Genomic DNA, 9,747 nt, shown 5'->3' with positions numbered 1-9,747 from the left:
AGACCCGCCGCGTCATAGCCTTCTTCGGTCTCAGAAATCTCGATCAATTGCGGAATCGGCAAATCCTCGATGGGAAGATCCGGTCCGAACCACGGCGACAACAAAGCCCGTTGCTCGTCCGCCGTCAGCGCCCGAGCGCCTGCGATTCCGGGTGTTGTTTCCAAAACGTTCAAGGCCGCCGCGGTTTGCTGTTCAAGTTGCGCCAAAGGTGCCGAAATCCGCAAGGTCGACCCGTTGGCCAGCTCGTCGCCCCACCGCTGCGCCAAACGGCCTGTGGCCATAGACAAAGCCAGAGCAAAGACCACAAGGAACGCCATAGCCGCTGCAGAGAACAGCGTCAGCCGCGCGGTAAACCCGGTCGGCGGCACCATGCGATCCGCCTGTGCATCGCGCGAGAAAAGCGACAGAAAATTGCCCAAAACCCGGTTCATAGATCAGCCCCCGCGGCCTGAACCCGTCGGTTCGCAATACGCAGCACGCGCGTCTGAACCTTGGATTTCGCGGCTCGGATCAGATTCAGATCATGGGTCGCGATCATCACTGTCTTGCCCATTTTGTTCAATTCGATCAGCAACTGCAGCACGCGTTGGGACATATCCCAGTCAACGTTGCCGGTCGGCTCATCCGCCAGCACGATGTCAGGCGACATGATCACAGCCCGCGCAACCGCCGCGCGCTGACGTTCGCCGCCGGACAGTTGCGGCGGCAGGGCCTTGGCGCGATCTCGCAGGCCGACCCAGCTGAGCAGTTCTTTCAGGTTCGCCACCTGCTCGAGGCTGTCGCGGCCAGAAACGGTCAGCGGCAGGGCCACATTGTCCGCCACCGGCAGGTGATCAAGGAACTGGCAATCCTGATGCACCACACCAATCCGGCGACGCATGACCGCCGCGTCATCGCGGCTCATGCCGCGCACGTCCTGCCCGAAAAGCCGCGCGTGACCCGCGGTTGGCGTCAATGCGCCATAGCAGAGTTTCAGGAAAGTGGTTTTGCCGGACCCCGAAGGCCCTGTCAGGAAATGAAAGCTCCCCGGCTGTAGCGCAAGGCTCACCTCTGACAGTAATTCTCCACCGCCATAGCTATAGGCAACATTGTCCAGCTCGATCACGCGTTAGGCCTCATCCGGTCGTTTGCACTCTTGTGCCGCAGGCGGGTGCTAGTTGCAATCTTTCAGACGCAAGCTTTGCCCTTTCAACATGGCCCCAAACACCATATGTTGGCTTCAGAGCATGCTGTCTTGAGGTTTGAGAGACAAATGAGGCTAAACTGCCCGAATTGCGGTGCGCAATACGAAGTACCCATTGATGTGATTCCGGCCGAAGGTCGCGACGTTCAGTGTTCCTCGTGTGGGATCACTTGGTTTCAGGCGCACCCTGACCATGCGGCCGAGCCGGATTTGGATCTGGACATTCCAGCTGCGGAAAATGAATGGGTGCCTGCCCCGGAGGCCGCCGAGCAGCCTGCCGAAACCCAAGCGGACACAAGCACGGCTGGTGTCTCAATGTCGTCAGAGTCGCTTCAGGACACCCTGAAAGAAGCGGTCCGCGCCCAGATGCCCGAAGAAGTCGACAAAGTGATCGCCGAAGAGGTGGAAACACGGATCGACGACAGCCCCTTGGGGGATTTCGAGGCCGAACTGGACGCGCAGCTCGCCAGTGGTGAAGACATCTCCTGGGAGGCGACCCCTGAAACGCCCACCGAGCCCGAGGCGGAATTCGTGCCCGAGCCAGTGCTGGAAACGCCGGCTGAGCCGGAGCCCGCGACTGCAGAAGACCCAGAGCCCGTGTTCGCGCCCGAACCTGAGCCAGAGCCAGAACCCGAGGAAATGGCCGCTCCGGTAACTGACAGCGAAGAGCTATTTGCTCCTGCCGCGGCAGAGTCCATGCGCGGGCGGGCCCGACGTCGCCGCGAAGTTGACCCTGCGGTTGCCGACATTCTTCGCGAAGAGGCCAATCTGGAAGCCGAGGCACGCCGCGCAGAAGAAGGCGCTATCGAGACCCAGCAAGAATTCGGCCTAGAGGCCAGCGAAGAAGACGAAACCGCCAAACGCGCAGGCCAGGCCCGGGCACGGATGGCACGGATGCGTGGGCTGTCAGAAGAGCCCCAGATCTCTGCAGAGCCCGACGAGGATCCCAACGGCTCACGTCGCAACCTGCTGCCAGATATCGAAGAAATCAATTCCACGCTCCGAGCAACCGAAGACAGGGCGCCAGAAGAACTGCCAGACGGTCGCCCAAGTCACTCGCAACGGCGCAGGGGCGGCAACCGGCTGGGCTTTGGGTTCGCTCTTATTCTGATCGCGGCTTTGATGTTCGTCTATGCCCGCCCCGGCACCGTAACGGAACGGTTCCCACAGTTCGCGCCCGCCGTATCAGGCTATGTCAGCTCGGTGGATGACGGCCGGATCTGGCTGGATGTTCAGATGACAAAGCTGATGTTGTGGCTGGACGGCATGTCGTCAGAGGACGCAAGCGGCGAAGCGTAATCAGAACCGGTCCAGCAATCTGCGAAGATAGTTGCGTTCCTGTTCCGGCCGTTCCGTTTCGCCGGAACGTTTGCGGATTTCGTCCAGCAGATCACGCGCGCGACGGTAGACATCTTCGCCTTGCAACAATTGCTCATCACTGCCAACACGGCCCGTGGTGCCCGGATTGCGCCCCAGGGGATCCTGACTTGGCGTGATCGCGCCCTGTTGGGTGCCCTCGCCGCCGTCCTGTTCATTCTGCGCCAAAGCCTCGCCCAGATTGCGCATGCCTTCGCGCAGAGCATTCATGGCTTCGGCCTGTCGATCAATCGCTTCGGCCAACTCGTTTTGACGCAAAGCATCCTCGGCCTGATCCATCGCCTCACCTGCGCGGCCCAAGGCCTCGCGCGCGGCATCGCCCTCGGGTGTCCCCTGTCCCGGCAAGCTTTGTGACTGACGATTCAACTCCTGCCGCAAGGCTTGCTGCTGGTCAGCCAATGCGCCTTCAAGACCCTCACCAGACTCGCCACCGCCTTCGCCCTCGGCATTGCCTTGACCGCCGGTACCGTCATGCGCCTGACCGCGACCCTCGCCGCCGTTGCGACCTTCGTTGTCCTGTGACTGGCCCGCTTGGGCGTTGGGATTGAACTGTTCCTGCAACTCGCGGAAGGCCTGATCCGACAGGCCCTGTTGCTCACGCAGGGTTTCGCCCAGCTCGTTCATGGCTTGTTGCCCCGGAGACTCGCCCCCCTCGCCGCCCTGCGCGACCTGCATGTTTTCCATCATCTCCTGGAATTCCTGCAAGGCCTGCTGGGCCTCGGCCATCCGGCCCTGCTCCATCAGTTCCTGAATCCGGTCCATCATGCTTTGCAGATCATCCTGCGACAGCTCCATCATCTCTTGCTGATCGCGGGAGGCCTGCTGGTTCTGGTCCTGATTTTCGCGTTGTTGCTGGGCCAACTGGCGCATGTAGTCCTGCGTGGCCTCGCGCAGCTCTTGCATCAGCTGGGCGATTTCCTGATCACTGGCGCCGTTCTTCATCGCCTCAGAAAGACGTTCCTGCGCCCGTTGCATGCGCGCCAGAGCATCATCCAGATCACCATCTTCGATCGCAACCGCCAGATCCCACAGATCTTGCGCGATCTCATCTCGTTGCGGCGGTTTTAGTCCCAGACCTGTCTGGGTCTCCAGTCGGCGCAAAATCATCCGAAGCCGCAAGTAATCTGTTTCCTTGCGGAACTGAGTGTCATCTGGCCGGTGACTGACCGCACGCAGGATCTGCGCCACGCGGGGCGCATTGTCGCGCGACCACAACAGATCACGACGCTGCTCGATCAGGGCATTGGCCAATGGATCAAAGAACCGGCGCGCCGGAAGGTCCAGAGTCACCTCGGTGGGTTGGCTTTTCTGCCCGGCGGCATCTTCGATCTGCAACGTCAGGGTCACAGGCAAATGCGCCCAGACATGATCACTGAAATCTTCGATCAGGGTTTCTTCAAAAACATCACGCGGCCCACTGACCGGCAGCGGCAGCATCAGTGAAATCGGGTCGCGCGGCTCTGGGTCTGCCGCCAGCCCATAGCGCCGGTCCAGCTGATCCAAATTCAGCGCGACCTCGGCCGTGCCGCCCAACAGGTCATAGTCGTCACGGGCCTCAAACGGCAAACTCATCTCGCCACGACCTGACACAGTGGCCACACCGGTCACGCGGATTTCGGGCACCGCGTCGGGCACCAGATCAACCTGCCACGCGCGCCCATTCGGGCCTGCGATTTCAAGCGTTCCGTTTTGGCGCAGCTGGAAATCCTGCGCAGCACCCGCGCTGCTGGGCAGCTCTCCTACCCGCGCAGACACCGTTTCCTGCACGGTGAGGGCGCCGATTTCGCCATAAAGACGCAGAATGACCCGGCTGTTGACCGGAACCTGCAGCGCCCCTTCGGGCTGATCATTCAGATAAAGTGTCGGCAATCCGGTATAGCTTGGCGGCTCGACCCAGCCTTCCCAGCTTGCGCCAACAATGCTGGGCGCAATCGGAGAATTGGTGATGTCAGACAGCGAGGACAGCCGCCCAAAACTGCCAAACAGCAGGGCCACCGACAAAAAGATCGCAGCCACAAAGCGCAGCCCGTAAGGATCCAGCGCAGCAATCCGCCAGTCGGGTTTCGGCGGCACCGCTTCGGCGGCTTTTTGCGCCATGCGCGTCTGATGCGCCTGCCAAAGCGCCTGCGTGGCAGGATCCTGCGCACCCATCGCCGGTGCATCCATCAAGGCCTGAACAGGTCGACCCGGCAGGGTTTCATCCAGACGTGCCAACGCATCCGCGCGGCTGGGCCAGCGAACCCGCAAAAGACCACGCACCAAAAGCCAAAGCCCAAGCAAGACCGATACCACCGCAGCGGCCCAAAGGGCCTCGAGCTGCAACATGTCTTGAAGGCCCATCAAAAGGCTGGCCAGCACCACAAAACCAAGTGTCCAAAGCGGCCAGAACGCGCGCACAAGCCGTTCAGACGCGAGCCCCAGACGTGTGAACGCCAGAACCCAACGCAGTCTAGCAGTGTGTCGTGCCATCGGCCCGGTTGGTGCTGTCATGCTCTCAATCCGGTGGCTCTGACGCGTCGCGCGGGCGGGATTGCCCTAGAGCCACTCTGGAATGGTATCTCGATTTATCATTTCGTCAAAGGTCGGTCGTCGGCGGATAACCGCAAATTGATCGCCATGGACCAAAACCTCGGGGATCAGAGGCCGTGTATTGTACTCGCTGGACATCACAGCCCCATAGGCACCGGCAGACCGAAAGGCGATCAGATCGCCAGCAGCGACCTTAGTCATCGTGCGCGATTTGGCGAACGTGTCGCCCGTTTCACAGACCGGACCGACGATGTCATAGCGCGCAGGCTCTTCACCCGGCGCAGGCTCGGCGACCGGCACGATGTCATGATGCGCCTCATACATCGCCGGGCGGATCAAATCATTCATAGCGCCATCAACGATCATAAATTCGCGGTCTTCGCCCTCTTTGACGTAGATCACCTTGCTCACCATGATGCCCGCATTGCCCGCGATCAAACGCCCCGGCTCAATTTCGATCTCGCACCCCAGATGGCCCAGCTCTTCCTTGACCATCGCGCCATATTCCACCGGCAGCGGCGGCGCTTCATTAGAGCGCTCGTAAGGAATGCCCAGCCCGCCACCAAGATCCAACCGGTGAATGTCGTGGCCATCGCTGCGCAGAGTTTCCGTCAGCTCGGCAACCTTGCGATAGGCCAGACGGAAGGGTTCCAGCTGTGTCAACTGGCTGCCGATGTGCACATCGATGCCAATCACTTTCAGCCCCGGCAGCGTGGCTGCATGGGCATAAACCTCGCGCGCACGGCTGATCGGAATACCGAATTTGTTCTCGGATTTCCCAGTGGCAATCTTTGCGTGGGTTTTTGCGTCAACATCCGGGTTCACCCGCACGGTGATCGGCGCGACCATCCCCAATTCAAGCGCCACCTCATTGATAACCGCCATCTCAGGTTCGGATTCCACGTTGAACTGACGCACGCCGCCACTCAGGGCTGCGTGAATCTCGTCGCGGGTTTTTCCAACGCCGGAAAACACGATCCGCTCGCCAGGAACACCTGCGGCCTTGGCACGCGCGTATTCACCGCCAGACACAACATCCATCCCCGCGCCCAGCGCCGCCAGCGTCTTGAGGATCGCCTGATTGCTTGCGGCTTTCATGGCATAGCAAACCAAGTGATCCATCCCCTCCAGCGCCTCGTCAAACAAGCGGAAGTGACGCTCAAAGGTCGCAGTGGAATAGCAATAAAACGGCGTCCCGACAGCGGCGGCTATCTCAGAGACAGGTACGTCTTCGGCAAACAATGCGCCATCGCGATACAGAAAATGGTCCATGCCAGCCCCTTGCAGAAAAACTCGTCCGCCCCTCATAGGCAGAAGCGGCGAGGCTTGCAATCAAAGCAATTTCATCTTGTCAAAAATACTCAAAATCTAAGGCCAGCCTGTCGCGGTCCCCTTAGAAACAAAAACAGTGGCAGCCCGCAGCTGACGCCGATCATGAACGTCGCAGGGATCGCAAGCAGCCCCAGCCACCGACGTTCGGAGATGCACTCGGCCAATATCCAAACCGTCAAAGCAATCGCCGCAATTGTCAGATCCCAAACCAAACCGGACGTGGCATCGTTGACATACCAGGCATCGATCATTGGGCCCAAACTATAGCCATGCTCTTCAAACCAGCTGACAAAATACAGCATCGGATGGATTGCACCCCAAATGGCCAATCCCAGAAAGATAATGCCTAAAACTGAAAACTTGTCCCGCATCTGCACCCGCCTTTCCTGTCAAAAACATGAGACAAAAGCGTGTGAGGTCAAGCAAGGGGAAATTTGGCGCGTTAGAGACCCACAGAGACTGTAACAGGGCCCTTGGCAACGCTGGCCTTACCGCCCAGCGTCACACCAGAGGTTCCGATGCCAACCCCAACAGTTGCACTTGGACGCAGCGGGGCTCCGTCCACGCCGCAGGCGGCCAGAAAGGCCAAAGTTGTTAGGGCTGCAACAAGTCTCATGCCAAAGTTTCCTTCCAGCGTGCGATCTGACTGCGAACCTGGCTCGGCGCGGTGCCTCCATAAGAGGTGCGCGAGGCCACGGAATTCTCAACAGTCAGAACGCTGAACACGTCCTCGGTGATGTCACCATGTACCGATTGCATATCCGCAAGCGACAGATCGGGCAAATCACAGCCGCGAGATTCCGCCATCGCCACCAAAGATCCTGTGACATGGTGCGCATCACGGAACGGCATGTTCAGGGCACGCACCAGCCAGTCCGCAAGGTCTGTCGCGGTCGAGAATCCGCTGCCCGCCGCCGCCGCAAGGCTGTCGCGATTGCCGGTCATGTCCTTGACCATGCCTTCCATCGCGGCCAGCGCCAGCATCAGGTTGTCTGCCGCGTCAAAGACCTGCTCTTTGTCTTCCTGCATGTCTTTGGAATAGGTCAGCGGCAGGCCCTTCATCACCATCATCAGACCGGTGTTGGCCCCAAAGATCCGGCCCACTTTGGCGCGGATAAGCTCTGCTGCGTCCGGGTTCTTTTTCTGCGGCATGATCGAGCTGCCGGTCGAGAACCGGTCAGACAGGGTCACAAAACAGAACTGAGCTGACGACCAGATCACCAGCTCTTCGGACAGGCGGCTGAGGTGCATCGCACAAATGGACGCGGCCCCGAGGAATTCCAGCGCGAAATCACGATCCGCCACAGCATCCAGAGAGTTGGCCGCCGGACGATCAAAGCCCAGCGCCTCTGCAGTCATGTGCCGATCGATCGGAAAAGACGTCCCCGCCAACGCGGCCGCACCCAGAGGGGATTCATTCATCCGTGCCCGCGCGTCGCGAATCCGGCTGAGGTCGCGCCCGAACATTTCGACATAGGCCATCATATGGTGGCCCCAGGTGACAGGCTGTGCGGTTTGCAGATGGGTGAAGCCGGGCATCACCCAATCGGCCCCCTGCTCTGCCTGCGCCAGCAACGCCTTAATCAATGCAACCAGCGCGCCATCGGTCGCATCAAGCTGGTCGCGCACCCAGAGTTTAAAGTCTGTGGCGACCTGATCGTTCCGGCTCCGGCCTGTATGCAAACGTCCTGCGGGCTCGCCAATGATCTCTTTCAGGCGCGCCTCGACGTTCATGTGGATGTCTTCGAGCGCGGTGGAAAAGTTGAAACGTCCGCTATCAATCTCTGACAAGACCGTGAGCAGGCCTTCCCGAATGGCTTCGGCATCACTATCCGTAATAATGCCCGCCTTAGCCAACATGGCCGCGTGGGCCCTGGAGCCGGCAATATCCTGCGCCGCCATCCGCTGGTCGAACCCGATCGAGGCATTGATCGCCTCCATGATTGCGTCTGGTCCAGCGGCAAAACGGCCGCCCCACATCTGGTTCGAGGTCTTGTCAGTCATGTCGTCGCCCTTGGAGGATCTATGGGTATCATTCGTTCTAGCGTGCTTTATATGGCCTTGGCCCTAAGCGCAAATACAGCTTTCGCAGATATCGAAACTGCAAATTCACTGCGGGAAGGCGACATGAAAAAGTTGGTCTTCCACAACGACGCGCGCGAGATCAGCGACGCGGCCTTTGTCACCAAAGACGGCGAAGGCGCACTTCAGGATTTCGCAGGTAAACATATCCTGCTGAACTTCTGGGCCACTTGGTGCGCCCCCTGTCGTAAAGAAATGCCGATGCTGTCAGAGCTGCAGACCGAGCTTGGGGGCGACAACTTTGAGGTTGTCACCATCGCCACCGGCCGCAACTTGCCGCCTGCGATCGATAAGTTCTTTCAGGACATCGGGGTCGAAAACCTGTCCAAGCACAGAGACCCGAAAATGGACATCGCGCGCGACATGAGCGTGTTCGGCCTGCCTGTCACGGTCATCATTGATCCTGAAGGCAACGAAATCGCACGCCTGCAAGGCGACGCCGATTGGTCCAGCGACAGCGCCAAGGCTGTGTTGAACGCGCTGATCGAGACCGAGGCCGCAGACAGCTAAATCCACTCCGGTTAACGGCTTTTTCACAGCTTCGGCGCAAGCTTCTTGCACAACAGTAAGAGGCTTGCATGGATCTGCGCGAAAAAGCACTGGACGCCGCCCGCCGCGGCTCCCCTTTGGACAAGGCCGTCACGTTGCGTGACCAGAACGTGCTGGATATGGTGCGACAGGCGATTGCGCATCAAGAGGTGGTTTTGGCGTTTCAACCCGTTGTCGCGCCACGGCACCTGAATCACCCCAAGTTTCACGAAAGCTTGCTGCGCGTGTTGGACGACACCGGTCGGGTGATTCCTGCCCGCCAGTTCCTGCCGCATATTGTGCACAGCGAAATCTCGCGCGAATTGGACTGTCTGGCGCTGGATCTCAGCCTGAGGCAACTGGCCGCACATCCAGACCTTAGTCTGTCGGTCAATATGTCCGCCCGCTCGATTGGCTATCAGGCGTGGAAGGATCTGTTGACCAACGCGCTTAAACGTCGACCCGATTGCGCACGTCGCCTGATCCTAGAGATTTCGGAGCCTTCGGTAATGGAACTGCCAGAGCTGGTGATGGACTTTATGAGCGAGCTGCAACCGCAGGGTATTGCCTTTGCACTGGATGACTATGGCTCTGGGCCGACGTCTTATAAGCTGCTGAAAGACATGTTCTTTGACGTCATCAAAGTGGATGGCGGCTTTACAACCAAGATCCATCAGGACTCTGAAAATCAGGTCTTGGCGGGCGCGATTGCACAA

At 59.5% G+C, this 9,747-nt stretch carries 10 protein-coding genes; 3 read left to right on the top strand and 7 right to left on the bottom strand.

All coding sequences use genetic code 11. The annotated features are described in order from the left end of the window. Positions 1-431, bottom strand: a 431-nt coding sequence (locus ACEQWH_RS04035) for a cell division protein FtsX (protein ID WP_370228431.1), incomplete at its 3' end; no start/stop codon positions are given. Continuing rightward, the gene (locus ACEQWH_RS04030) at positions 428-1,105 is read right to left on the bottom strand and encodes a cell division ATP-binding protein FtsE (RefSeq protein WP_370228430.1); all 678 of its coding nucleotides are present in this window, start codon (positions 1,103-1,105) and stop codon (positions 428-430) included. The genes ACEQWH_RS04030 and ACEQWH_RS04035, both read right to left, overlap by 4 nt. A 147-nt stretch (positions 1,106-1,252) precedes the next feature. On the opposite strand from ACEQWH_RS04030, the gene ACEQWH_RS04025 reads away from it, so the two are divergent. Continuing rightward, entirely contained in the window at positions 1,253-2,482 is a 1,230-nt protein-coding gene (locus tag ACEQWH_RS04025) for a zinc-ribbon domain-containing protein (RefSeq protein ID WP_370228429.1), read from the top strand. Here the strand turns inward: ACEQWH_RS04025 and ACEQWH_RS04020 are convergent, their stop codons facing one another. The 5 genes from ACEQWH_RS04020 to argH form a co-directional block, all read right to left on the bottom strand. Next, positions 2,483-5,050, bottom strand: coding sequence for a TIGR02302 family protein (locus tag ACEQWH_RS04020; protein ID WP_370228428.1), 2,568 nt, complete (start codon positions 5,048-5,050; stop codon positions 2,483-2,485). A gap of 45 nt (positions 5,051-5,095) precedes the next feature. Then, positions 5,096-6,361 carry a diaminopimelate decarboxylase gene (lysA, locus tag ACEQWH_RS04015; RefSeq protein WP_370228427.1) on the bottom strand — a complete coding sequence of 422 codons (1,266 nt, stop codon included), beginning with the start codon at positions 6,359-6,361 and terminating at the stop codon, positions 5,096-5,098. Between the two features lie 89 nt (positions 6,362-6,450). After that, positions 6,451-6,792 (bottom strand): DUF2834 domain-containing protein, encoded by a 342-nt coding sequence (locus ACEQWH_RS04010; RefSeq protein WP_370228426.1) that lies wholly within the window; start codon positions 6,790-6,792, stop codon positions 6,451-6,453. Between the two features lie 71 nt (positions 6,793-6,863). After that, positions 6,864-7,037, bottom strand: a complete 174-nt coding sequence (locus tag ACEQWH_RS04005) for a hypothetical protein (RefSeq protein ID WP_370228425.1) — start codon at positions 7,035-7,037, stop codon at positions 6,864-6,866. Beyond that, positions 7,034-8,425 (bottom strand): argininosuccinate lyase, encoded by a 1,392-nt coding sequence (gene argH, locus ACEQWH_RS04000; protein WP_370228424.1) that lies wholly within the window; start codon positions 8,423-8,425, stop codon positions 7,034-7,036. Before argH ends, ACEQWH_RS04005 begins: the two co-directional genes overlap by 4 nt. 21 nt (positions 8,426-8,446) lie before the next feature. Here argH and ACEQWH_RS03995 point away from each other — a divergent pair, with 21 nt between their 5' ends. Together ACEQWH_RS03995 and ACEQWH_RS03990 are read left to right on the top strand one after the other, a co-directional pair. Next, positions 8,447-9,013: a TlpA family protein disulfide reductase gene (locus tag ACEQWH_RS03995; RefSeq protein WP_370228423.1), complete on the top strand. Its 567-nt coding sequence runs from the start codon at positions 8,447-8,449 to the stop codon at positions 9,011-9,013. 68 nt (positions 9,014-9,081) lie between these two features. Continuing rightward, the coding region (locus ACEQWH_RS03990; RefSeq protein ID WP_370228422.1) for an EAL domain-containing protein at positions 9,082-9,747 on the top strand (666 nt) is incomplete at its 3' end.

The organism is Cognatishimia sp., assembly GCF_964229375.1.
Classification (GTDB): domain Bacteria; phylum Pseudomonadota; class Alphaproteobacteria; order Rhodobacterales; family Rhodobacteraceae; genus Cognatishimia.
The sequence above is the reverse complement of the archived record's forward strand: the minus strand, read 5'-3'. Positions and strand labels throughout refer to the sequence as shown.